The following is a 24,633-nucleotide window of genomic DNA, read 5'->3' on the forward strand; positions in this document are numbered from 1 at the left end:
TCGACCCTCAAGGGCAACACCGGCGAGAACCTGCTGCGCCTGCTCGAGAGCCGCCTGGACAACGTCGTCTACCGCATGGGCTTCGCGGTGACCCGCGCCCAGGCCCGCCAGCTGGTCGCCCACAAGGCGGTGCTGGTCAACGGCAAGAAGGTCAACATCCCGTCGTACCAGGTCAAGCCGGGCGATGAGGTCGCGCTGACCGAGCGCGCGCGCAGCCAGCTGCGCGTGCAGGAAGCGGCGACCGTGTTCGACACCATGGACCTGCGTCCGATCTGGCTCGAGGTGGACTCCAAGAAGTTCACTGGCACGTTCAAGTCGGTGCCCGATCGCGGCGATCTGCCGTCGGACATCAACGAAGCCCTGATCGTCGAGCTGTATTCGAAGTAATTACCGGAGCCCTGCATGGCAGTTTCGTCAACTAGTGTGCTGCGGCCCCGCGGCCTCAGCGTCGAGCAGCTCGGAGCCAACCGCGCCAGGGTGGTGGTCGAGCCGCTCGAGCGTGGCTTCGGCCACACCCTGGGCAACGCGCTGCGTCGCGTGCTGCTCTCCTCGATCCCGGGCAGCGCCATCATCGAGGTCGAAATCGATGGCGTGCTGCACGAGTACACCACCCTCGAGGGTCTGCAGGAGGACGTCATCGAAGTCCTGCTCAACCTCAAGGACGTGGCCATTCGCCAGCATTCCGGCGACGAAGTCACTCTGACCTTGTCCAAGAAGGGCAGGGGCGTGGTCACGGCCGGCGACATCGTCGTTGACCACTCGGTGGAAATCGTCAACCCCGAGCACGTGATCTGCCACCTGACCAAGGACATCGCGCTCAACATGCGACTGAAGGTGCGTCGTGGCGTCGGCTACCAGCCGGCCAGCGCGCGCCAGCATCCGGACGACGAGGCGCGTCCGATCGGCCGCCTGCAGCTCGATGCCTCCTTCGCACCGGTGCTGCGCGTGGCGTACGAGGTCGACGCGGCCCGCGTGGAACAGCGTACCAACCTGGACAAGCTGGTCCTGGATATCGAGACCAACGGCACGATCGGCGCCGAGGATGCGGTCCGCAAGGCGGCCGAGATCCTCAACGACCAGCTGTCGGTGTTCGGTGACTTCTCGCGCCGCGAGAGCGCGTCGGACAAGGCGGAGAAGGGCGGTTTCGATCCGCTGCTGCTGCGCCCGATCGACGACCTGGAGCTGACGGTCCGTTCGGCCAACTGCCTGAAGGCCGAGAGCATCTACTACATCGGCGATCTGGTGCAGAAGACCGAGGTCGAGCTGCTCAAGACGCCGAACCTGGGCAAGAAGTCGCTCACCGAGATCAAGGACGTGCTCGGCTCCCGCGGTCTCGCCCTCGGCATGAAGCTGGAAAACTGGCCGCCGCCGGGCCTCTCGCACGGCATGCAGCTGGGTTGATGTATCACGGCGGCGATCGGAAGATCGCCGCCGAAGTTTCAAGCCGGCGGTGCGCGAGTCGTCTGCCGGCAGCATTCTTGGAGCGGTCGTTTTGACTGCCCGTTGCGGGGCCTGCGTTGGCCCCACGCGGTCCTCGTGATCGCCAGAGCAATAGACGGCCATCGATGGCCGCACTTCTCACGAGAGCCCGTACTGAAAGGGCTCGGAACAGCGGGTAACCGCGGAAAGCCGGACACAACCGCCGGTTTTTCATAACAACAGACAGAGAGAGTTCTCCCATGCGCCACCAGAAATCCGGCCGCAAGCTCAACCGCACCAGCTCGCACCGCGAAGCGATGTTCAAGAACATGGCCGCCTCGCTGATCAAGCACGAGCTGATCCGTACCACCCTGCCCAAGGCCAAGGAATTGCGCCGCGTCGCCGAGCCGCTGATCACGCTGGCCAAGGCCGATGGCGTCGCCAATCGTCGCCTCGCCTTCTCGCGCCTGCGCGACAAGGAAGCCGTGGGCAAGCTGTTCGTCGAGCTCGGCCCGCGTTACCGCGAGCGTCCCGGCGGTTACCTGCGTATCCTCAAGTGCGGCTTCCGCCCGGGCGACAACGCTCCGATGGCGTACGTCGAGCTGGTCGATCGCCCGCAGGCGGCCGCTGCCGTCGACGCCGAGTAAGCCTCGCGCGTACAGGCGTCCAGACGTCCAAACGACCGACCCCGGCAGGGCGACCTGCCGGGGTTTTTCGTTTTCTGGGCGTGCCTTGCTGACAGCGGTCCGGCAAGCGGGTAATGTCGGCTTTCCGCAACGCAACATACCACCATGAACCCTATGCACTGGTCCTACCGCGTCAGCTTCCTGGTCGGCTTCCTGGCCTGCGCGGCCCTGCTCGGCTTCGCGCTGTACACCGAGTATGCCTGGGGGCTCGTCCCGTGCCCGCTGTGCATCTTCCAGCGCATCGGGTTCCTGGTAATGGCCGTGTTCTTCCTCATCGGCGCGCTGCATGCGCCTCCCCGGCCCGGGTTGCGCTGGGGCTACACGGGCGGCGTACTGCTGGGTGCGCTGTGGGGTATTGCGGTGGCGGGACGGCACTTGTGGATCCAGTCGTTGCCGGCGGACCAGGTACCCTCCTGCGGGCCGCCACTCGATTACATGTTCGACGCCTTCCCGTTCTCGCAGGTGTTGCGCATGGTGTTCACCGGCTCGGGCGAGTGCGCCAAGGTCGAGCCGGTGCTCGGGCTGCCTATGCCGGCCTGGACGCTCCTGTGGTTCGTACTGCTGGCCGTCCTTGCGCTCAAGGCCTCCCTGCGGCGCCACCCCGCCTGACCGGACAAGACCGTGAACGACAGACCCGACCAACTGGCCGAACCACATGCCGACTGGACGCCGGCATCGTGGCAGCGGCGCGTGGCCCTGCAGCAGCCGCGATACGAGGACCCCGCGGAGTTGGCGCAGGCCACCACGCAGCTTGCAGCCCTGCCGCCACTGGTTACCTCGTGGGAGGTGCTGGCGCTCAAGCAGGCACTGGCCGAGGCACAGGAGGGCGAGCGTTTCCTGTTGCAGGGGGGCGATTGTGCCGAGAGCTTCGCCGACTGTACCAGCCCGGTGATCTCCAACCGGCTCAAGGTGCTGCTGCAGATGAGCCTGGTGCTGGTGCACGGCCTCAAGAAGCCGGTGCTGCGCGTAGGCCGTTTCGCCGGCCAGTACGCCAAGCCACGCTCGGCCGACACCGAGACCCGCGATGGCAACACGTTGCCAAGCTTCCGCGGTGACGTGGTCAATGGCCCGGCCTTCACTCCGGAGGCGCGTCGTGCCGATCCGCGGCGCCTGATCCAGGCTCATGCGCATTCCGCACTGACCATGAACTTCGTGCGCGCCCTGATCGACGGCGGCTTTGCCGACCTGCATCATCCCGAGTACTGGGATCTCGCCTGGGTCGAGCACTCGCCGCTGGCAGCCGAGTACCGCCGCATGGTCGCCGCCATCGGCGATTCGTTGCGGTTCATGGAAACTCTGGCGGGTCCCATCGCCAGCTTTTCGCGGGTGGATTTTTTCACCTCGCACGAGGCGTTGTTGCTGCACTACGAACAGGCGCTCACGCGGCGTGTCCCACGCCATCCGGGTTGGTTCAACCTGTCCACGCACTTCCCCTGGATCGGCATGCGCACGGCGGCCCTGGATGGGGCGCACGTGGAGTATTTCCGCGGCCTCCGGAACCCTGTGGCGGTGAAGATCGGCCCCTCGGTCACCCCGGACCAGCTGCTTCCGTTGATCGATGCGCTCAACCCGCAAGACGAACCGGGCCGACTGACCCTGATCCACCGCATGGGCAACGCCGGCATTGCCGGGGCGCTGCCGCCGCTGCTCGATGCAGTCAGGCGCGAGGGACGGCGCGTACTGTGGGTGGCCGACCCCATGCACGGCAATACCGAAAGCACGTCCAACGGCTACAAGACGCGTCGCTTCGACAACATCCGCGGCGAGCTGGATCAGGCTTTCGACATCCATGCCGCTGCCGGCACGCGATTGGGCGGCGTGCATCTGGAGCTGACCGGCGAGGACGTGACCGAGTGCATGGGGGGCGCGCGCGACCTCTCCGAATCGGATCTGAAGCGTGCCTACAAGTCGATGGTCGATCCCAGGCTCAATTACGAGCAGTCCCTGGAACTGGCCATGCTGATCGTGCGCAAGTCGGAGGCGGCGGGCGGCTGCTAGGCGGCGCTAGCAGCGCCATGTTGCTGGGCACCGCGAGGCCGGCGTGTTGCGAGCTATCGCAGCGCGAGTCCCCATCGGCCCGCACGGGGCAGGCCGTGCCTGGCCGGGTCCAGCGACAGCGCCACGAAGCGCGCGCGCCCTACGATTTCCCCGCGCGGCACCAAGCCGAAGAAGCGTGAGTCGTAGCTGTCATCGCGGTTGTCCCCCAGGGCCAGGTAATGCCCCGCGGTCACGGTGACCGGGCCGTAGTTGCTGGCCGGACTGGGCAGGTACCGCGCCAGCCGTACCAAATGGCCGGGGCCGCCGAGCGATTCCACCGCGTAGCCTGCCGGGTGCGCCTTGTCCGCCGCGATTCCCGCTACGCGGACGGCGTGGTAGTGGGCGGCATGGCCGTTGATGTAGAGCACGTTGCCGCGTAGCGCGATGGTGTCCCCGGGCAGGCCGATCACTCGCTTGACCAGCCGCTCGCCGGTCGCGGCCGAATCGATGATCACGATGTCGCCGCGCTGCGGGTCGTTCCGACGCAACAGCGCAACATGGGTGAAAGGCAACCGCAGGTCGTAGGCCATCCGGTCGACCACGATGCGGTCGCCGATGCGGATGGTCGGCTGCATCGAGCCGGTGGGAACGGTATTCCAGTCGGCCAGGGCGCTGCGAAACACCAGCATGCCGAACAGGAAAAGCAGGAGTCCGCGGTTGCGTAGCAGGAAACGCCTGAAGGCATGCATGGCCGGCTCCTTGTCGTGAGGTTCTCCGCTGGGACCGCCGCCGGGCTGGACGGTTCCTTCAGGGGCAAGACCCCTTGCATACCTGCATCGGAGGGCACGGCACGTCGCCCCAGGAGCAGAACACGCAACAGTCGCCCGGCTTGGGCTTGAGCAGGCCGCCACAGCCGGGGCAGTCGAGGAAGAACAGGCAGGCATCGGTCGGCATGGTGTGCACGGACCGGTGCCCGCACTGCGGGCAGGTCAACGTGCCCTGCAGCTGCGGCTCCACGCTCAGGGCGCACCGGCCGCCGGTCGGCCACCCACGGTGTCCAGAAACCGCGGTGGCTGCCAGGCCCGGGCGTGCTGTTCGAAGCCGTAGGCGATGGAGATGAGCGTGGGTTCACTCCATCGGGCGCCGAACAGCACGATGCCCACGGGCAGGCCGTGGGCGAAGGCCGCCGGCACCGTGATCGACGGGTAACCGGCCACCGCCGCCGGCTGCGAGGCACCACCCACGGTGGGATCGCCGCTCACGATGTGGTCGCCCAGCACCGGGTCGGTGACGAAGGCCGGGCCCCAGGAGGGAGCGAGCAGTGCGTCCAGATGGTTCTTCGCCAATGCCGCATCGATGCCTTCGGGTCCGGCCAGCCGTTTCGCCTTGGCCAGCGCATCGGTGTACTTCCTGTCGGTCAGCGGTCCCTCGGCCTGCGCCTGCTCGAACAGCTCCTGGCCAAACCAGGGCATTTCCTGTGCGGCGTGCTGCTTGTCGAAGGCGATCAGATCGGCCAGCGTCCTGACCTCGAGCCGGGGGCGCGTGGCCAGGTAGGCATTGATGTCGTGCTTGAACTCGTAAAGCAGCACGGTCATTTCCGGTCCACCGAGATCCGCCAGGTGGGGGACCGTGACCGGGTCGACGACGGTCGCGCCCTGGGCTTTCATGAGCGCGATCGCCTGCTCGAGCGCGCGGTCGGCGTTGGGTTCGGCGCCGGCGAGCTGGCGCACCACGCCGATGCGCTTGCCCTTGAGGCCATCGGGATCGAGGAACCGGGTGTAGTCGGTGGCGTGTCGGTCGGCCTCGGCGGTGGCGGGGTCGCGCGGGTCGCTGCCGGCGATGACGCTCAGCAGCGCCGCGGCATCGGCGACGCTGCGCGCCATCGGACCGGCGGTGTCCTGGCTGTGGGCGATCGGCACGATGCCGCTGCGGCTGACCAGGCCCAGCGTGGGCTTGATCCCTACAATGCCGTTGCTCGCGGCCGGGCAGATGATCGAGCCGTCCGTCTCGGTGCCGATCGCCACGGTCACCAGGCCTGCCGCCACCGCCGCGCCGGAACCGGCGCTGGATCCGCACGGGTTGCGGTCGAGCACGTAGGGGTTCTTCGTCTGCCCGCCGCGACCACTCCAGCCGCTGCTGGCGTGGTTGGAACGGAAGTTGGCCCACTCGCTCAGGTTGGTCTTGCCCAGCACCAGCGCGCCGGCCTTGCGCAGGCGCACGACCAGCCCCGCGTCACGCGGTGCCGGGGCATCGGCCAGCGCCAGCGAACCGGCGGTGGTGAGCATGCGATCGCCGGTGTCGATGTTGTCCTTCAGCAATACCGGGATGCCGTACAGCGGCCCGCGTGCGGTTGTCCTGGCGCGGCCGGCGTCGAGCGCGGCTGCGAGCTTGAGCGCGTCGGGGTTGGTTTCGATCACCGTGCGCAGCGTGGGTCCGGCCTGGTCGATCTGGGCGATGCGATCGAGGAACTGCCGCGCCAGGGTGCGGCTGTCCAGCGTGCCGGCGTCCATCTGCCGCTGCAGCTGGTCGATCGAGGCCCAGGCCAGTGGCCGGGTCGGTTGGGCGGCCATGGCCGGACCGGCGAGCAGCAGGGCGACGAGCAGGGCGGGGCGGACGGGCGAGGGTTTCACGGCGGCCTCCGGTGGGTCGTTGTGCAATGGCGCTTGACGGTGCGGCATGGTGTCGCGCTGGCGCAGCATATCCCTCCTGCACGCCTGTCGACCGCGGGACGCTACCTATAATCCAACGCATGAGCCTGCTTTCCCGCCTTTCCCTTGCGCCGGTGCTGCTGGTCGCCGCGCTGTCTACCACCGCCACTCGCGCCGCCGACGCGCCGACCGTGCCCGATACGCTCAAGCAGCGTATCGCCGCGTGCACCGCCTGCCACGGCGAGCATGGCGAGGGCACGCCCGAGAGCGGTTTCTTCCCTCGCCTGGCGGGCAAGCCGGCCGGCTACCTGGCGCGGCAGATCCGCAATTTCCGGGATGGCCTGCGCAAGTACGCGCCGATGGAATACACCGTGCGTGGTCTGACGCCGGACTACATGCACGAGATCGCCGGCTACTTCGCTGCGCAGCAGGTGCCCTACCAGCGCTCGCCGGGGCCTCAGGTCACCGACGCGATCCTGCACCGCGGCCAGGTGCTGGCGACCGAGGGCGACCCGGCGCGCAAGGTCCCCGCCTGTGCCGCCTGCCACGGCGAGCGGCTGACCGGCGTCCAGCCGGACATTCCCGGCCTGGTCGGCCTGCCTTACGACTACATCAGCGCCCAGCTGGGCGCATGGCGTACCCGCACGCGCGCAATGGTGGCGCCCGACTGCATGGCCACCGTCGTCAGCCGCCTGAGCGATGCGGACATCACCGCGGTCTCGGCCTGGCTGTCCACCCGCGAGGTGCCCGCCGATGCCCACGCGCAGCCGCCCGGTTCGGTGACGCCGCCGCTGGCCTGCGGCGTCCTCGGCGCGAAGGAGGCGACGCGATGAAGTGGCTGTTGCGCGGTTTCCTAGCCCTGCTGGTGCTTGCGATCATCACCGTCGCCTGGTGGCTGTTCGCCAGGCACCACGCCGCGCTGCCCCCTGCGCGGACCACGGCAGTCAAGCTGCAGGATCCGGCGTTGATCGCCCGCGGCGAGTACCTGGCCACGGTCGGCGACTGCGCGGCCTGCCACACCGCCCAGGGCGGCGAGCCCTACGCCGGCGGACGTGCGCTGCCCACGCCCTTCGGCGACGTGCCGGCGCCCAACCTCACGCCGGACGATGCCACGGGCCTGGGGCAGTGGTCGTTCGACGCGTTCTGGCGCGCGCTGCACGAAGGCGTCGGCCGCGACGGCCACGCGCTGTATCCGGCCTTCCCCTACACCTCCTACACCCAGGTGAGCCGCGAGGACGCGTTCGCGCTGTTCGCCTATCTGAAATCGCTGCCGCCGGTGCGCAACCGGACGGCGACGCCGTCGCTGCGTTTCCCCTACGACCTGAGAGCCAGCCTGACCACCTGGCGCACGCTCTACTTCCGCCCCGGCCAGTTCGTGCCCGATCCGAAGCAGTCGGCGGCGTGGAACCGCGGCGCCTACCTGGCGCAAGGCCTGGGTCACTGCAACGAATGCCATGTCTCGCGGGACAACCTCGGCGGCCTGCCCCGGAACGAAACGCTCACCGGCGGCCAGATCCCCGCGCAGAACTGGTACGCCCCGGATCTCAGCACACACGCCCACGGCGGCCTGGAGGGCTGGAGCACGGACGATATCGTCGCCCTGCTCAGGACGGGGCAGTCGCGCAAGGGCACGGCGTTCGGGCCGATGGCCGACGTGGTCATGCAGAGCACGCAACACCTGCGCGAGGACGACCTGCGCGCCATCGCGACTTACCTGCAGTCACTGCCGCCGCGGTCCGCGCCCGTGGGCGGCGGCAGCCAGGTCGATGCGACCGCATCGCTCGATCGCGGCGGCAAGCTCTACGCGCAGCAATGCGCCAGCTGCCACGGCAAGGACGGCCAGGGCGTGGCGGGCGTCTATCCGCCGCTGGCCGGGAACACGTCGGTGACGGAGCCGACCGGCATCAACGCCATCCGCGTCGTGCTGCTCGGCGGTTTCGCGCCGACCACGGCCGCCCATCCGCGTCCCTACTCGATGCCACCGTTCGCCCAGCAACTGAGCGACGGCGACGTTGCTGCGGTGGTCAGCTACATCCGCCACGCGTGGTCGAACGACGCGGCGCCCGTGATGGAGCGCGACGTGGCGACGTACAGGAATACGCCGGCGGAGTAACGACACGCTGCGCGCGAGGCGTCAATTCATCGGCGCCATCGACGAGAAGTGGCAGCCCGCTGCAGGTTGGGCGACGCGGCGCGTCCAAAGCTGCCCTCGACCCTGCGGCCGAATGACCCATTGCAGTGGGCGCACCGCGCGCGTCGCCCTGCGATCGTGCGCATCGCGATCGTGCCGGTGCGTTGGCACGCTTTCTGCTCAACGCGTCGGGTCGTGAAAAGCAGGTAAAGATCCTCGGCAGCACGGTCGTCCGTGCCCACGTCGTCTCCTTCCCCTCGACAGACCTCCGCGTACGGGCCATGGGCCCGTGTGCTCCTTCACTGCACCCGGAACAAATCCAAGTCCAATGAACAAGATCTTCCGCATCGTCTGGAACAGGGCTCTTCGCCAATTCATGGTGGCCTCCGAGCTGGCGCGTTCCCCGCGCTCGGGCTGCGCCGTGGATGCACGCCGTGCAAGCGCGCCGAGTAGCGCGCTCCGTCGTGGCGCGCTCGCCCTGGCACTTGCCGCGGTCATCCCGCTGAGCCAGGCGCATACCGTTTCGGTGGGCTACACCAACAACGGCAGTGGCGCGCTCACCTTCTGGTACGGCACCTATCACGACCCGTCGGAGGCCAGCTACCACGAGGGCCAGTTCCACCTGACCGGGCCGAGTGGCTACGACCAGCTGGTCGACTTCACTCTGCTGGTCAGCACCAAGCCGGCCGAACTCGAGGACGGTTACAACAACTTCTACTCCTCGCCGGACCAGACCGGGCTGGTCGACACCAACAACATCCAGACAGTGCTGACCTGGCAGGGCGTGTCCTTCTCCGGCCTGACCGCGGGCACCTATGTCTACAGCTACGTGCCGATCGCCAACCCGACGCAGGTATGGGATCCGTATGCGCCGGTGCTGACCAACACCCTGACCATTACGGCAGCGGACCTCAACGGCTACCCGCTGGAAGGCGGCAACACCTACGACGAGACCACGCCGCAACTGAACCAATCAGACTCGATCGTGTTCAACGGCGGCATCTTCGCACCCACCGAGGACACCACCCGTAACCAGCAGGTCACGCTGCGTAGTGGTGGCGGTACGGTGGATACCAGTGGCGGCGACGTCGTGTTTACCGGCGGCGTCGATGGCTCCGGCACGCTGACCAAGACTGGCGAGGGCACGCTAACCCTGGACGGTACCAGTACCTACGCCGGCGGCACCGTGGTCGAGCAGGGCACCCTCAAGGGCGACACCGACAGCCTGCAGGGTGGGATCACCAACGACGGCACCGTGAGCTTCGACCAGTCCACCGACGGTACCTACGCCGGCAACATGGACGGCACCGGCAGCCTGGTGAAGGAAGGTAACGGCACGTTGGTGCTGACCGGCGACAACATCTACACCGGTGGCACCACCATCAACGGTGGCACGCTGCAGGGTGACACCCGCAGCCTGCAGGGCGACATCGCCAACAAGGCCACCGTGGACTTCAACCAGTCCGCCGACGGCACCTATGCCGGCGACCTGAGCGGCACCGGCAACCTGGTGAAGGACGGCATCGGCACACTGTTGCTGACCGGCAGCAACAGCTACACCGGCGGCACCACCATCAACGGTGGCACGCTGCAAGGCGACGCCAGCAGTCTGCATGGCGACATCCACAACAACGGTACGCTGGACTTCGTACAGGCGACCGACGCCAGCTACACCGGCGTGATCAGCGGCACCGGCGGGCTGGTCAAGGATGGCAGCGGCACCCTGACGATCACCGGCAACGCCTCGCACCATGGCGGCACCACGGTCAACGACGGCACGCTGGTGCTGACCGGCGCCAACACCTACACCGGCGGCACCACGCTCAACGGCGGCACGCTGCAGGTCGCCAGCGATGCCAGCCTCGGTGATGCTGCCGGCACGATTACCTTCAACGGCGGCGACCTCACGGTCACGCACTCGATGGAAAGCAACCGCGACATGGTGATCAACGCGGGCAACGCCTCGATCACCACGCTGGCCGGGGTCACGCTTACCGCCAATGGCGACATGGGCGGCAGTGGCGGACTGGTCAAGCGCGGCGACGGCACGCTGGTGGTGCGCGGCAACAACACCTTCACGGGAGGCACGCTGGTCGACGGCGGTGTCATCAAGATCGACAGCGGCTCCTCGCTGGGCACCGGCGTGATCGTGCTGCAGGGCGGCATGCTGCAGACCGTCCAGACTCTGGGTACCGGCCAGACGGTATTGGTCAGCGGCAACTCCGGGGTGGATACCGATGCCGGTACCACGACCGAACTCAGCGGCCAGATCCTGACCACCGGCAATGTCGGCTGCTTCGTCAAGAGCGGCAAGGGCACGCTCAACATGACCGGCGCCGCGACGCTCACCAACGGCACCTGCGTGCAGGACGGCATGCTGCGCGCTAACGGCGAGCTGACCAGCTGGGTGCAGGTCGACCGTCCGGCCACGGTGCGCGGCGTGGGCCTGATCCAGGGCTCGGTCAACGTTGAAGGCACGCTCGCGCCGGGCAACTCGCCGGGCACGCTGTCGGTCGCCGACGCGGTGACGATGAACGACGGCAGCACCTTGCAGATCGACATCGACGGCAAGGGCACCGGGACGGGCAAGGGCAACTATTCGCGCCTGCTCGTGGGCGGTACGTTCACGGCCGATGGCACGCTGGCGCCGATCGTGCGCGGGATCACCGGTAACGCATCCAACACTTTCACGCCGGAACTGGGTGACGTGTACACCGTGGTGGAGGCGGACGGCGGCGTGCAGGGCCGCTTCGCCGCCCTGCAGCAGCCAACGGCAGGCCTGGCCGCGAACACCCGCTTCCAGGTGTTCTATGTGGGCGGGCATGCGGTACAGCTGTTCGTCACCCCGACCTCCTACGCCAGCCTGTCTGGCGGCCATGCCAACGGCAACGCCGTCCGCGCGGGCGAGGCGGTCGACCGCATGGTGGCCGCGCAGGATGCCGGCACCGACACCACCGACCAGCACGAGCTGCTGTTCGCCCTCGCCGGCCTGCGCGCTGCGGCGCTGCCGCAGGTGATGCAGGGTCTGGCGGGCGAGGCGCACGCGCAGACCGCGGCGATGGCGCGCGAGGCGAGCCTGGGCCTGGCCGGCGACATGGCCGACCACCTGGCTGAGGCGTCGCTGGACCAGGGCCGGCACGGCAGCCGCGCCTGGGTCACGCTCTCGCAGGGCGGCTACCGCGGCTTGAGCGACGCGCAGGCCTCGGGCTTCCACTCGCAGCAGAGCCGGACCAGCGTGGGGCTGGATGCCTACCGTGGCGACGTGGTGCTGTGGGGCGTGGGCTTGGCGCACACCGAGTCGCGGCTGGAGAACATCCCGGCCTCCGGCAACGTGCGTGGCAACGGCGCACTGCTGTACGCCGAACTGGCCGCGGGCCCGGCACTGGTCGACGGCACCGCCTCGTGGTCGAAGGATCAGTGGCGCACCCGTCGCGCCGATCCGCTGGCGCCAGCGTCCAGCCTGGCCTCGCAGGCCGACGGCCAAAACATGGCCGCCAGCGTCACCGCGCGCTTCCCGCTGCAGCACGAAGGGCTGCGCATCGAGCCCTACGTGCAGGCGGTATGGCAGCGGGTGAACCGTGAGGGCTTCGTCGAAACCGGCGAGGCGACGACCCGCCTCGATGTGGGCCGCTACGACGAGACCGGCACGCGCCTGCTGGCCGGCATGAAGCTTGGCTCGACCGCGCAGGACCCGCTGGCCTCCAGCGTGACCTGGCGCCTCGGCGCGGCCGTCGGCCAGGACTTCGGCGCCACGCTCAACCCGGTGGTGGATGCCTCGCTGGCTGGCGAGTCGTTCGCAGTGCGCACGCCCTCGATGGGCCGGACCCTGCTCAAGCTCGACGCCAGCGGCACGATGCGCCTGGGCAAGCAGGCCTACCTGTACGGCGGCGTCAACTCCGCGACCGGCCATGATCGCGCGGGCTATGGCGTCAACGCGGGCGTGCGCGTGCAGTTCTGACGCCGCGCGCCCTGGGGGAAACCGCCGCCGGAGCGATCCGGCGGCGTTTTTTTTGCTCTTATGTAGGAGCGTCCCTGGGCGCTCCGTCGTGCGCGGCCCGCACATGGCGGTCGCGCCCGAGGGCGCTGCTGCCGGCCAACCCCGCCGGATGCCCGTCCCGCCGGCACACGCACGGCGCGAACGAGGCCAGGTGTCTCATGCACGCACCTCCCGGAGCCGGCCGGCCAGTTGTCGCCACGGTTCGAGGTTCCAGTGGCGGCGTGCCTGGCCCGACGGCGACGGCATGACATGGACCTGCGTGTGTTCGCGCCATTCGGGCTGCGGTCCATAGGCCTCGATCGGCCGGCCGAGCGCCGCGCGCGCGGCCGCCTTGCTGGTGAAGGCAAGCAGGCAGGGCCGGAAGCGCTCGATCTTGGCCCGCAGCGCGGGCACGTCGAGCGCGCCGCGGGGCAGGTCGGCATCGTTGCCGCTGTGGCGCTTGGCGAGGTCGGTCAGTCCAATGCCGAGGTCCAGCAGCCGGGGATACTCCGGCGGCGTGAAAAGGCGTGGCGTGATACCTGCCTCGTATAGTGCGCGCCAGAACAGATTGCCCGGGTGTGCGTAGTAGGCGCCTTCGCGGGCCGAGCGCTCGCCGGCCGCGGTGCCGCAGAACACCAGCGCGAGCCCCGGGCGCAGCAGGTCGGGCAGGACGTGCGGCTCAGCCGGCCGGCTCATCGGGCAGGAAGTCGGTGAACTGGAAGCGATCGTCGCGCAGGATCGATTCGCCACGTCGCAACTGCAGCTCGCGGGCGAACAGCGGGCCGCCGAAGCTCAGCGTGTGGAACTCGCCGCGTTCCCCGCACGGGTCGACGCCGGCAGGCAGGCTGTCGAGCAGGGCGCCGTCGTAGGCGCGGCCGCAGTACGCCGGGTCCAGTTGTTGCGTGTCCACACAGCACAGCAGCGCGCGGTGGCCTTCGCCGACGAAGCGGCGCGACAGGGCGGCGGTGTCCTCGCCCCAGATCGGGAAGACCGCACGCCACTCGGCGCGACCGAGCTGGCGCACGCGGTAGTCGCGCACGTCCTGCAGGAACAGGTCGCCGAAGGCGCAGTGGCGGATGCCGGGCCAGCGCATGCGGGCCTCGGCCAGTGCGCGCTCGTGCGCGGCCTCGTAGGCTTCGTTGCTGCCGGGCCAGTCCATCTCCACCTCCAGCACCGGCAGGCCGAGTGCGTTGCCCTGCGCCAGCAGGATGTCGCGCCGCACGCCGTGCATGGCGATGCGTCCGTAGGTGCGGTTGACGGTGGTCAGCAACGCGACCACCTGCCACTGCGGATCGGCGCGCAGCCGCTGCAGGGCCATCAGGCAGTCCTTGCCGCCACTCCAGGCGAGGAGGATCGGTGTCGGGTTCATCGGCCTACTTTACGCGAGCGGCGTGGCGGCCTGAACGTTGCGACCATGGCCCGCCCACGCCCCGTGGACGCGCGGGCGGGCAGGGTGGGGGAATGACCGAGAACCTGTTGGAGATCTGGCACGACCAGCCCTGGATCCGCCTTGGCGTCACGGTAATCGTTGCGTTGCTGGTCGCGATCGTCGTGCACCGGCTGGTGCGCGCCCTGTTGTGGCGCCTCAGCGATGGCCATCCGATGGCGCGCGAGATGCTCAGGCAGGCCCGTGCACCGATGGGCTGGCTGGTGCCGCTGCTGGTGCTGGTGGTGGCGCTGCGCACGCGGCCCGAAGCCGGGCAGTTGCATATCGCCGGAGCCGTCGAGCAGCTGCTGGTGATCGCACTGATCGCGGTGGCCACCTGGCTCGGCGTGCGCTGCATCAATGCCGTCGAGTTCTTCTTCTCCCGCCGGTTCCCGGTAGACACCGAAAACAACCTGCGCGCGCGGCGGGTGCTCACCCAGGCGCGTGTGCTCGGGCGCACCGGCACCGTGCTGCTGATCCTGATCGGCCTGGCGGCGTGCCTGATGATGATCCCGGGTGTACGCCAGATCGGCACCAGCCTGCTCGCTTCGGCGGGCCTGGCCGGGCTCGCGGTGGGCCTGGCGGCCAAGCCGGTGCTGAGCAACCTGATCGCCGGTCTGCAGATCGCCATCACCCAGCCGATCCGGCTGGACGACGTGGTGATCATCGAAGGCGAATGGGGCCGCATCGAGGAGATCACCGGCACCTATGTGGTGGTGCGCATCTGGGATGAACGGCGGCTGGTCGTGCCGCTCAACTGGTTCATGGAAAACCCTTTCCAGAACTGGACCCGCACCAGCTCGCAGCTGATCGGCACGGTGTTCCTGTGGCTGGACTACCGCGTGCCGCTGGAGCCGCTGCGCGAGGAGGTCAAGCGGTTGTGCAAGGAAGCGCCGCAGTGGGATGGGCGCGTCTGCGTGTTGCAGGTCACCGACACCACCGACCGCACGCTGCAGATCCGCATCCTGGCCAGCTCGGCCGACTCGGGCAGCAATTTCGACCTTCGCTGCCACGTGCGCGAAGGCATGCTCACGTTCGTGCAGAAGCATTACCCGGAGAGCCTGCCGCGGATGCGTGCGGAGCTGGGGGGACTGCCCGAGGCCGGGACGCCTGCCGGCGGCGCTGCCGCGTCCTAGGCTGCGGCAAGCCTTGCAGCCGGCTCAGGAGGCCCAGGTCAGCCGGGCATGCACCCGGCCGTCACCGAGGTCGAAATGCAGTGCCATGCCCAGTGCCTCGGCAGCGGCGTGCGCCAGCGCCAGGCCCAGGCCGGCGTGCCCGGCATGCGGCGGCTGCTTGCGCCAGAAGCGCTGTCCGAAACGCGCCAGGTCGGCCGGTTCCAGGTCGGGCGCGGCGTTGCTTATGTGCAGGGCGCCTGCGTCGAGCTCGACCCGCACCGTGTCGCCGGCCGGGGCGTAGGCGCAGGCGTTGCCGAGCAGGTTGCCCAGGATGACCTCCAGCAGCGCCGGGTCGGTGTGCAGCCGCGCCGGCGGTTCGCCGGCCACGGCGAGCGAGACGCCGCGGGCACTGGCGTGCGGACGCTGGCGCTGGAACTGGCGCTCCAGCCACGGCTTCAGATCCAGCGGCTGGCGTTGCGGTTGCTCCAGGCCCGACTGCAGGCGGGTCAGCAGCAGCAACGCGGCGACCGTGGCCTCCAGCTCGGCGCCGATCTGGCCGATCTCGCCAAGGATCTGGTTGAGCTCACGACCGCTCGGATAGCGTGCCTCCACCTCGGCCAGCGCACGCAGTTCGGCCAGCCGCGTACGTGTCTCGTGGGCCAGTCCGCTGGCGAACTGGCGCTCTCGCGCAAGGCTCTCGTCCATGCGTGCCAGCACGTCGTTGAAGCGCGCCACCAGCGGATCGAGCTCGCGCATGCCGGTGGCCGGCAGCCGTTGGCCCGGTGCGTGGGGACCGATGCCGCGCATGCGCTCGACCAGCGCGCGCACCGGCTTCAGTCCACGCCGCACGACCAGGGGTACCGCCACCAGCGCGACCAGCAGCGCCAGCGCCGGCCCGAGGGCGAGGATCCAGTCCAGCGTCGCCAGCAGGCGGTCGAAGGCGCGGCGGTCCTGCATGAACAGCAGGGCACAGTGGCGCGCGGGCGGGCGGATCGCGGAGGGCTCCTGAAAGGCGAACATCACCGCACCCAGCCGATCGGGGCCCTGGCGGAGGTTGGCGAAGCGCGGCGTGGCGTCGGCGGATTGCGGCCACCCGGCGGGCACGACCGGCGGTGGCGGCGTGCTGTGCTGGGGAGGCAGGCCTTCGCATTGCAGCGCATACCAGGCCTGGCCGTTGTCGGCGAGCAACCCGGAGGGCCCCTGTGCCTCGCCGGCGGCCTGCTCGATTTCCACCACCGTCGTCAGCGCCTGGGCCTGGGTCAGCAGGTTCTCGCGATAGCGCGCTTCCATCGCCTGGTCGATCCGCCAGTCCATCAGCAGCGCGGCGACGCCCAGCGCCGCCAGACTGATGCCGACCAGCAGCAGGGTGATGCGGGCGGCGAGCGAGGGCGGTTTCACGGGATCAGGTAGCCGGCGCCGCGACGCGTCTCGATCAGCCCGACCAGCCCGGCCGCATCGAGCTTGCGGCGCAGGCCGAACACCAGCACCTCGACGCTGCGGTCGGAGACCTCGGTGTCGCTGCCGGCGGTCCGCTCGAGGATTTCCTGGCGCGTGAAGGCGCGCCCGCGATGGCGCAGCAGCAGGCCCAGCACGGCGAATTCGCGCGGGGTCAGGGCAAGCGGCTGGCCATCCATGGTGGCGCGCTGGGCCAGTGGGTCCCACGCCAGCGGGCCCAGGGTCAGCACTACCGGCTGCGCCTGGAGCGGTCGGCGCGCCAGCGCATGCAGGCGGGCGATCAGTTCGTCGAAGGCGAAGGGTTTGACCAGGTAGTCGTCGGCGCCGGCGTTGAGCGCCTCGATGCGGTCGCCGACCTGGTCGCGCGCGGAAAGCACCAGGACACGGGGGCGTCGCCCGCCGGCAGGCAGGGCGCGCAGCACCCCCAGGCCGTCCAGCCGCGGCAGCATGAGGTCCAGCACTACCAGGTCGTAGTCGTAGCCGGCCAGGAAGCCCTTCGCTTCGATGCCGTCGGCGGCCGCGTCGACGGTAAAGCCGGCGCCCCGCAGGCCGTGCTGCAGGGTCCCGCGCAGGCGTTCGGAGTCTTCCACCAGCAGGAGTTTCATGCGCGTGGAGTCTAACCAGTCGGGAGCTTGCGGGCCCACCGCCAGCGCAAGCTGGCCGGCGCCACCCCTGCGCCACCCGCCGCGCGTGCGCTGGCGCATCGACAGTTTCATCGCCCACCCGCTATAAAGACTGCGGTCAATGGGGGTGGGTGTGAGCGAAGAGATCCTGATCAACGTGACGCCCCGTGAAACCCGCGTGGGCGTGGTCGAGAACGGCATGCTGCAGGAGGTCCACGTCGAGCGTGCCTCCCGGCGCGGCTATGTGGGCAACGTGTACAAGGGTCGCGTGCAACGGGTGATGCCCGGCATGCAGGCGGTGTTCGTGGAGATCGGGCTGGAGCGCGCGGCGTTCCTGCACGCCTCGGACATCGTGCGTCCGCCGCTGCCCGAAGGGGCCGAGGCGCACGGCAATGGCCATACGCCCTCGATCAGCGAACTGGTGCACGAGGGCCAGGAGATCGTGGTGCAGGTGGTCAAGGATCCGATCGGCACCAAGGGCGCACGGCTGTCCACCCACCTGTCGATCCCCTCGCGTTACCTGGTGTTGCTGCCGCATGCCCGCACGCTGGGTATCTCCGCTCGCATCGAGGACGAGGAGGAGCGCGCCCGCCTGAAGGAGGTGCTGGGCGGCCTGATCGGCGAGGACAACCGCCTGGGCTATATCGTGCGCACCAACGCCGAGGGGCAGTCGGCCGAGTCGCTGGCCTTCGACGTGACCTACCTCAGCAAGGTCTGGCGCGTGGTGCAGGAGAACATCGCCAAGGCGCGGGTGGGCGAGCGCGTCTACGAGGAGCTTTCGCTGCCGCTGCGCAGCTTGCGCGACATGCTCACCGACGACATCGAGAAGGTGCGCGTCGACTCGCGCGAGACGCACGAGAAGGTGGTCAAGTTCGTGCACAAGTTCATGCCGAGCCTGGACGACCGCATCGAGCACTACAGCGGCGAGCGACCGATCTTCGACCTCTATGGGGTGGAGGACGAGATCCAGCGCGCGATGAAGAAGGAGGTACCGCTGAAGTCCGGTGGCTACCTGATCGTCGACCAGACCGAGGCGATGACGACGATCGACGTCAACACCGGCGGCTACCTCGGTACCCGCAACCTGGAAGAGACCGTCTACCGCACCAACCTGGAGGCGGCGCAGGCGGCGGCGCGCCAGCTGCGCCTGCGCAACCTGGGCGGGATCATCATCATCGACTTCATCGACATGAACGACGAGGAGCACCGCCGCCAGGTCATCCGCATGCTCGAGAAGGGCCTCGCGCGCGACCACGCCAAGACTACGGTCTACCCGATGTCCGCGCTGGGGCTGGTGGAGATGACCCGCAAGCGCACCACCGAGAGCCTGGAGCGCCAGCTGTGCGAGCCGTGCCCGGCCTGCGGCGGGCGCGGCACGGTCAAGACCGCCGAGACGGTGACCTATGAGATCTTCCGCGAGATCACCCGCGCCGTGCGCCAGTTCAATGCCGAGAAGCTGCTGGTGATGGCCAGCCCCAAGGTGGTGTCGCGGATCCTGGAGGAAGAGTCCGCCGCGGTGGCCGAACTGGAGGAATTCATCTCCAAGAGCATACGCTTCCAGTCGGAAGAGCATTATTCGCAGGAACAATTCGATGTGGTTTTGCTGTAAGCGAAGGATTGCCCGCCACACCGGCCGGGACTGGACGAGGTGAACGCGCGCTGGCGACAGCGCCTGCATCTGGTACTGCGCGCCCTGGGCTGGGGCGCGGGCATTGCGGTGGTCGCCCTGGCCGTGCTGGTGGCGCTGGCGCAGCTGTTGCTGCCGCTGTTGGCGCGCAACCCGCAATGGGTCGCCGTGCAATTGAGCCAGCGCTTGCACCGCCCCGTGAGCTTCGCCTCGATGCAGGGCCATTGGCGCGGTTCGGGACCGCTGTTCGTGATGCGCGAGGTTACCGTCGGTCCCGGCCCCGGCGGCGGCAGCCCGCTGCACCTGCCCGAGGCGGAGCTGAAGATCGACTTCGGCAGCTGGCTGTTCCCCTCGCGGCACATGCTCGACCTGCGAGCGCGCGGGTTGGAGCTCGACCTGGGACACGATGCGCAGGGGCGCTGGCACGTCAACGGCATTGGCGGCCCCGGGGGCGGTGCGCGCCAGGACTTCTCGATGGGCCCGGTGTCGCTTGGCGTGTGGCTGCGCGATCTGCGGCTGGTCGTCACCGACCAGGCCAGCGGGCGTCGCTACACCGTGCTCGCCGACCAGCTGCGGCTCAGCCGACAGGGCGACCAGGTGCGATTCGGCGTGGCACTGCAGCGCGAGGGAGCGAGCGGGCAGTGGCGTGGCGCCGGCAGCTTCCGCGAGGACGGCAGCGAAGGGCGCTTGTGGCTGGCCGGCGACCGGCTGGACCTGCGCACGCTGCTCGGCGACGTGGCAATGGACGGCTATGCGGCCAAGGGCGGCACCGGCAGCATCGCCGCCTGGCTGGACTGGAAAGACCGCCAGGTCGTCCGTACCACCCTGCGGCTGGACCTGGCCAACCTCGCCATCGAGGGCCCCGCCGGAACGGTACACGTCCCGGCCCTGCGGGGCCTGGCCGGCATCGGCCGGCGCGGCGACGGGTACGAGCTGCGCTATGCGGCCGACCAGGGCGGTGGGCTGGCGTTGGCGCTGCATCCGTCGGACGGCACGCTCCGCGTGGGGCTGGCGGCACGTGACCTCGACCTCGCACCGCTGCTGCCATGGCTGGCACTCAAGCCCGGCATCGACCCTTCGCTTGGTGCCTGGCTGGGGAGCGGACATCCGCACGCCGTGCTCAAACAGGCCGTGCTCCAGTGGTCGCGGGCTGCTGGCGTGCAACGCCTGCAGGCGGTCTTCGTCGACGCCGGCATCGACGCGGTCGGCAAGCTGCCTGGCATCAGCCGCCTCGGCGGCACGCTGCGCGGCGATGCGGAAGGCTTCGCGCTGCAACTGCCGGGGCAGGCCACCGTGGTGGACCTCACCCCGCGTTTCCGCAAGCCGTTCGTGCTGCCGCGCCTGGCCGGGACCGTGGCGGCCTGGCACGCGGACGGGGCATGGCGGATCGGCGTCGACCCGCTGGTGTTCCAGGGCCAGGGTTTCGGCGGCAGCGCGCGTGGCACCGTGGCGCTGCCCGATGGCGGCGGACGCCCCTTCCTCGACCTCTATGCCCACGTCGACCGTGCCGAGGTGCCCGCCGCCAAGCTGTTCTGGCCGGTCGGATCGATGTCGCCGACGACGATCGAGTGGCTGGACCGGGCCCTGGTCGCGGGTACCGTGGACGAGGGTGACCTGGTGGTACGCGGCAGCCTGGCGGACTGGCCTTTCCGTCACAACGAAGGTCGCTTCGAGGCGCACGCAAAGATCAGCGGCCTTGCCTTCGATTACGGCGCGGACTGGCCACAGGCGAAGGGGCTCGCGGTGGAGGCCAGCTTCGTCGGCAACGGCATGCTGGCCGAGGCCCAGGGCGGCGAGTCGCTGGGCCTCAAGCTCGATCGCGCGGTCGCGCTGATCCCGGATTTCGGCGAGGCGCTGCTCGATCTCAACGTGCAGGGCAGCGGCAGCGGTGCCAATCTGCTGAAGTTCGTGCGGCAAAGCCCGATCGCCCGCCACGAGGCCGACACGCTCGCCAAGCTGCGACTCGGCGGCACCGGCACGTTCGCCTTCCACCTGTCGCTGCCGTTCAAGGACGTCGCGGCGCTGCAGCTGGACGGCAGCGCCCAGCTGGCAGGCGTGGACATGGACGCGCCGGAGTGGAAGCTGGCGCTGGGCAACCTGAGCGGGCCGGTCAGCTTCGATGCCCACGGCCTGCATGCCGGCCCGCTCGCCGGCAGCTTTCGTGGCCAGCCCTCGTCGCTGGATCTGGCGATCGGGGATGCCACCGGACGGCCCGACACGGTGCTTGCGGCGCAGCTGCAGGGCCGCTACGCCTTCGACGAACTGGTGCAGGGCTATCCGCAGCTGGAATGGCTGGGCAAGGCCGCCACGGGGCGCAGCGACTACACGCTCGGCTTCGACATTACCCACGGCAGCGGCCCGGCGCTGGTGCAGACGCTCAGCGCCGACAGCACCCTCGCCGGCACCGCGCTGGCCCTGCCGGTGCCGCTCGCCAAGCCCGCCGATACCGCGTTGCCGCTGCACCTCGACCTCGGCCTGCCGGTGGACGGGGCCCGCCTGGAGGTGGCGCTGGGCGACGTGATGCGCGCGCGTTTCCGGCTGCCGGCCGGCGATGCCCGGCCGCTGGCCGCGACCATCGCCTTCGGCACCGCCATGCCCGACACCCTGCCGGACCAGGGGCTGCGCATCCGCGGCCATGCCGCGTCGCTCGACGTGTCCGGCTGGGTGCAGCACGCGGTCGCCGGTAGCGGCGACGGCGGACCGGGGCTGGAGAGCATCGACACGCAGGCTGACCGTGCGCTGGTGTTCGAGCACGATTTCCCTGACATGCACATCAGGGCGGTCCCGAAGGCCGACGGGCTGGCCATCGATGTGGACAGCCCCGCCATGGCTGGCCACGTGGACGTGCCGGGCGCCGATCTGCGCAAGCGCGGCATCACCGCACGCCTGCAGCGGTTGTACTGGCCGCAGGCGGCGCCGCCGGCCACCCAGGCCGGGGCCGGGAAGGCTGCGACCGCCGCACCCGCGCAGCCGCCGGCCGCCGCGGCAGAAGCCGGGCCCGCGGAGACCGCCGATCCCGCAGCCACCGGCATCGAGCCGGCTTCGCTGCCACCCTTCCACCTGTGGATCGGCGACATGCGCCTGGGTACCGCCAGGCTGGGCGAGGCACGGCTGGAAACCTGGCCGACCGCGCAGGGCATGCACATCGACCAGCTGCGTGCGCTGTCCAAAAGCGTGCAGCTCAATGCCGGCGGGGACTGGAACGGCACGGCGCGGGCCAGCTTCACGCACATGCGCATCGATTTCGCCGCGCAGAACCTGGGCAGCATGCTCAACGCATTCGGTTACGAGGGCCTGTTCAACGGTGGCAAGACCCACGCGGTCCTGGACGCGCGCTGGCCCGGGGCGCCGACCTCCTTCGCGCTGGCCAACATGGACGGCACGCTGGCCATCGACGTGAGCCACGGCCGCATTCCAGAGGTGGCGCCCGGCGTCGGGCGCCTGTTCGGCCTGGTCTCCGTGGCCGAGCTGCCACGGCGACTCACGCTCGACTTCGGCGACGTGTTCGGCAAGGGCCTGGCGTTCGACTCGATCAAGGGCGACTTCCGTTTCGCCGGCGGCAACGCCAGCACCGACAACCTGAAAATGCGTGGCCCCGCCGCCGACATCGATATCCACGGGCGCACCGGCCTGCGTGCACGCGACTACGACCAGCAGGTCTACGTGGTGCCGCATGTAGGCAACAGCCTGCCGGTAGTCGGCGCGGTCGTCGCCGGGCCGGTCGGCGCGGCTGCCGGCTTTGCCGTGCAGGGGCTGCTCGGCAAGGGCCTGAACAAGGCCGCGAGCGCGCGCTACCACGTCACCGGCAGCTGGGAGAAACCGGTGTTCACGCTGGTCGAGAAGCACGAGGCGCAGTCCGCGCCGGCCACTCCCTCATCCGCGCCCGCACCAGCGACGAGCGCCGGGCACTAGCGGTCCGCTGAAGTCCGTCCGGCCGGCTTTTAAAGCTCCGGACCGGCCCCATGTGGGATAGTCACCCCTTTCGCCCCAAGGTTCCCGCTCCATGGATTCCCTGATCGCCCACGTCGAGAACAAGCTGCTGGTCCCCGGTGGCCTGGCCACCACCGACCTCGAGCGCGTGTTCACGCAGTTGATGGGGCCCGGCATCGACGCGGCGGACCTGTATTTCCAGCACTCGCGCAGCGAGTCCTGGCTGCTGGAGGAGGGCATCGTCAAGGACGGCAGCCATTCCATCGAACAGGGCGTGGGCGTGCGTGCCATCAGCGGCGAGAAGACCGGCTTCGCCTACTCCGACGAGATCGTGCTGCCGCAGCTGCTGGAGGCTTCGAAGGCCGCGCGGGCGATCGCCCAGGGCGGGCAGGGCGCCGGCAAGCCGCTGGCGCTCAACGGCGCGCGCCAGCTCTACCCGGCGCTGGATCCGGTCGAGAGCCTGCCCAACGCAGACAAGATCGCGCTGCTGCGCGAGGTGGACGCGTACGCGCGCTCGCGTGACCCGCGCGTCCAGCAGGTGATCGTCAGCCTGGCCTCGACCATGGACACGGTGCTGGTGGCCGGTGCCGATGGGACGCTGGCGGCCGACGTGCGGCCGCTGGTGCGGCTGAACGTGCAGGTCATCGCCGAGGCGGGCGGCCGGCGCGAGCAGGGCAGCGCCGGTGGCGGCGGTCGCTATGGCTACCGCGAGTTGATCGAGAACGGCCGCGCGCTGGCCTTCGCCGAGGAGGCGGTGCGCCAGGCGCTGGTCAATCTCGATTCGATCGACGCCCCGGCGGGGCAGATGACCGTGGTGCTCGGCCCCGGCTGGCCGGGCGTGCTGCTGCATGAAGCGATCGGCCATGGCCTGGAGGGCGACTTCAACCGCAAGGGAAGCTCCGCCTTCGCCGGGCGCCTCGGCCAGCGCGTGGCCGCCCCCGGCGTCACCGTGGTCGACGACGGTACCCTGCCCAACCGTCGCGGTTCGCTCAGCGTGGACGACGAAGGCACGCCGACCGAATGCACCACGCTGATTGAGGACGGCATCCTCACCGGCTACATGCAGGACAAGTTGAACGCGCGCCTGATGGGCATGAAGCCGACCGGCAACGGCCGCCGCGAATCGTTCGCCCAACTGCCGATGCCGCGCATGACCAATACCTACATGCGCGCCGGTTCGCACGACCCGGCCGAGATCATCGCCTCGGTCAAGCGCGGCCTCTACGCGGTCAACTTCGGAGGCGGCCAGGTCGACATCACCAGCGGCAAGTTCGTGTTCTCCGCCAGCGAGGCCTATCTGATCGAGGACGGCAAGCTCACCGCCCCGGTCAAGGGCGCCACGCTGATCGGCTCGGGCCCGGAGGTGCTTACCCGCGTGTCCATGATCGGCAACGATCTCAAGCTCGACGAGGGCATCGGTGTGTGCGGCAAGGATGGCCAGAGCGTGCCGGTCGGCGTGGGCCAGCCGACGCTGAAGATCGATGGCATGACGGTCGGCGGCACGGCTGCGTGAGGCCGGCACCGTCCGCGAGGGACTGCCTGCCTTCCCCGTAGCCTTCGGGGCAGCGCCTGAGTCGGGGTCCCTCGCTTGGCCTCGCCCTTGGCGGTATTGCACCTTCA

The 24,633-nt window shown here is 69.5% G+C and carries 19 protein-coding genes; 12 read left to right on the forward strand and 7 right to left on the reverse strand.

Annotation, left to right across the window (positions count from 1 at the left end):
- From rpsD to VFH59_RS16075, 5 genes are all read left to right on the forward strand, one after another.
- On the forward strand, nt 1-387 hold a 387-nt coding region (gene rpsD / locus VFH59_RS16055), incomplete at its 5' end, for a 30S ribosomal protein S4 (RefSeq protein ID WP_325165916.1).
- 15 nt (nt 388-402) lie between these two features.
- Entirely contained in the window at nt 403-1,401 is a 999-nt protein-coding gene (locus VFH59_RS16060; protein WP_325165917.1) for a DNA-directed RNA polymerase subunit alpha, read from the forward strand.
- A gap of 278 nt (nt 1,402-1,679) precedes the next feature.
- The gene (gene rplQ / locus VFH59_RS16065; RefSeq protein WP_325165918.1) at nt 1,680-2,066 is read left to right on the forward strand and encodes a 50S ribosomal protein L17; all 387 of its coding nucleotides are present in this window, start codon (nt 1,680-1,682) and stop codon (nt 2,064-2,066) included.
- Between the two features lie 144 nt (nt 2,067-2,210).
- Nucleotides 2,211-2,714 (forward strand): disulfide bond formation protein B, encoded by a 504-nt coding sequence (locus VFH59_RS16070; protein WP_325165919.1) that lies wholly within the window; start codon nt 2,211-2,213, stop codon nt 2,712-2,714.
- Between the two features lie 12 nt (nt 2,715-2,726).
- The gene (locus VFH59_RS16075; protein ID WP_325165920.1) at nt 2,727-4,103 is read left to right on the forward strand and encodes a class II 3-deoxy-7-phosphoheptulonate synthase; all 1,377 of its coding nucleotides are present in this window, start codon (nt 2,727-2,729) and stop codon (nt 4,101-4,103) included.
- A 53-nt stretch (nt 4,104-4,156) separates the two neighbouring features.
- Here VFH59_RS16075 and lepB read toward each other — a convergent pair whose 3' ends face one another.
- From lepB to VFH59_RS16090, 3 genes are read right to left on the reverse strand one after another with little or no spacing between them, the layout of a single operon-like run.
- Entirely contained in the window at nt 4,157-4,831 is a 675-nt protein-coding gene (lepB, locus tag VFH59_RS16080) for a signal peptidase I (RefSeq protein ID WP_325165921.1), read from the reverse strand.
- A 58-nt stretch (nt 4,832-4,889) separates the two neighbouring features.
- On the reverse strand, nt 4,890-5,105 hold the full coding sequence (locus tag VFH59_RS16085; RefSeq protein ID WP_325165954.1) for a GDCCVxC domain-containing (seleno)protein: 216 nt from the start codon (nt 5,103-5,105) through the stop codon (nt 4,890-4,892).
- Nucleotides 5,102-6,652: an amidase gene (locus tag VFH59_RS16090; protein WP_325165955.1), complete on the reverse strand. Its 1,551-nt coding sequence runs from the start codon at nt 6,650-6,652 to the stop codon at nt 5,102-5,104. Before VFH59_RS16090 ends, VFH59_RS16085 begins: the two co-directional genes overlap by 4 nt.
- Nucleotides 6,653-6,831: 179 nt before the next feature.
- On the opposite strand from VFH59_RS16090, the gene VFH59_RS16095 reads away from it, so the two are divergent.
- From VFH59_RS16095 to VFH59_RS16105, 3 genes are all read left to right on the forward strand, one after another.
- A complete protein-coding gene (locus VFH59_RS16095) occupies nt 6,832-7,563 on the forward strand; it encodes a c-type cytochrome (protein ID WP_325165922.1) in 732 nt (243 codons plus the stop codon).
- The gene (locus VFH59_RS16100; protein ID WP_325165923.1) at nt 7,560-8,843 is read left to right on the forward strand and encodes a cytochrome c; all 1,284 of its coding nucleotides are present in this window, start codon (nt 7,560-7,562) and stop codon (nt 8,841-8,843) included. The genes VFH59_RS16095 and VFH59_RS16100 overlap by 4 nt, the downstream gene beginning before the upstream one ends.
- Nucleotides 8,844-9,189: 346 nt before the next feature.
- A complete protein-coding gene (locus VFH59_RS16105) occupies nt 9,190-12,819 on the forward strand; it encodes an autotransporter-associated beta strand repeat-containing protein (protein WP_325165924.1) in 3,630 nt (1,209 codons plus the stop codon).
- Nucleotides 12,820-13,014: 195 nt separating this feature from the next.
- Here the strand turns inward: VFH59_RS16105 and VFH59_RS16110 are convergent, their stop codons facing one another.
- Nucleotides 13,015-13,533: a mismatch-specific DNA-glycosylase gene (locus VFH59_RS16110; RefSeq protein WP_325165925.1), complete on the reverse strand. Its 519-nt coding sequence runs from the start codon at nt 13,531-13,533 to the stop codon at nt 13,015-13,017.
- Nucleotides 13,517-14,206 (reverse strand): ATP-binding protein, encoded by a 690-nt coding sequence (locus VFH59_RS16115; RefSeq protein WP_325165926.1) that lies wholly within the window; start codon nt 14,204-14,206, stop codon nt 13,517-13,519. The genes VFH59_RS16110 and VFH59_RS16115 overlap by 17 nt, the downstream gene beginning before the upstream one ends.
- 92 nt (nt 14,207-14,298) lie before the next feature.
- Here VFH59_RS16115 and VFH59_RS16120 point away from each other — a divergent pair, with 92 nt between their 5' ends.
- Entirely contained in the window at nt 14,299-15,399 is a 1,101-nt protein-coding gene (locus VFH59_RS16120) for a mechanosensitive ion channel family protein (RefSeq protein WP_325165927.1), read from the forward strand.
- Between the two features lie 24 nt (nt 15,400-15,423).
- Here the strand turns inward: VFH59_RS16120 and VFH59_RS16125 are convergent, their stop codons facing one another.
- Both VFH59_RS16125 and VFH59_RS16130 read right to left on the reverse strand, forming a co-directional pair.
- Nucleotides 15,424-16,776 (reverse strand): sensor histidine kinase, encoded by a 1,353-nt coding sequence (locus VFH59_RS16125; RefSeq protein WP_325165928.1) that lies wholly within the window; start codon nt 16,774-16,776, stop codon nt 15,424-15,426.
- Nucleotides 16,773-17,549, reverse strand: a complete 777-nt coding sequence (locus VFH59_RS16130; protein ID WP_325165929.1) for a response regulator transcription factor — start codon at nt 17,547-17,549, stop codon at nt 16,773-16,775. Before VFH59_RS16130 ends, VFH59_RS16125 begins: the two co-directional genes overlap by 4 nt.
- 40 nt (nt 17,550-17,589) lie before the next feature.
- Between VFH59_RS16130 and rng the strand changes: the two genes are divergently transcribed.
- The 3 genes from rng to tldD all read left to right on the forward strand — a co-directional run bounded on the left by rng (nt 17,590) and on the right by tldD (nt 24,526).
- Nucleotides 17,590-19,065: a ribonuclease G gene (gene rng / locus VFH59_RS16135; RefSeq protein ID WP_325165930.1), complete on the forward strand. Its 1,476-nt coding sequence runs from the start codon at nt 17,590-17,592 to the stop codon at nt 19,063-19,065.
- A gap of 39 nt (nt 19,066-19,104) precedes the next feature.
- Nucleotides 19,105-22,995: a YhdP family protein gene (locus VFH59_RS16140; protein ID WP_325165931.1), complete on the forward strand. Its 3,891-nt coding sequence runs from the start codon at nt 19,105-19,107 to the stop codon at nt 22,993-22,995.
- A 91-nt stretch (nt 22,996-23,086) separates the two neighbouring features.
- A complete protein-coding gene (tldD, locus tag VFH59_RS16145) occupies nt 23,087-24,526 on the forward strand; it encodes a metalloprotease TldD (RefSeq protein WP_325165932.1) in 1,440 nt (479 codons plus the stop codon).
- Nucleotides 24,527-24,633: the final 107 nt, after the last annotated feature.

It is taken from the genome of Frateuria sp. (genome assembly GCF_035695185.1).
GTDB lineage: Bacteria > Pseudomonadota > Gammaproteobacteria > Xanthomonadales > Rhodanobacteraceae > Frateuria_A.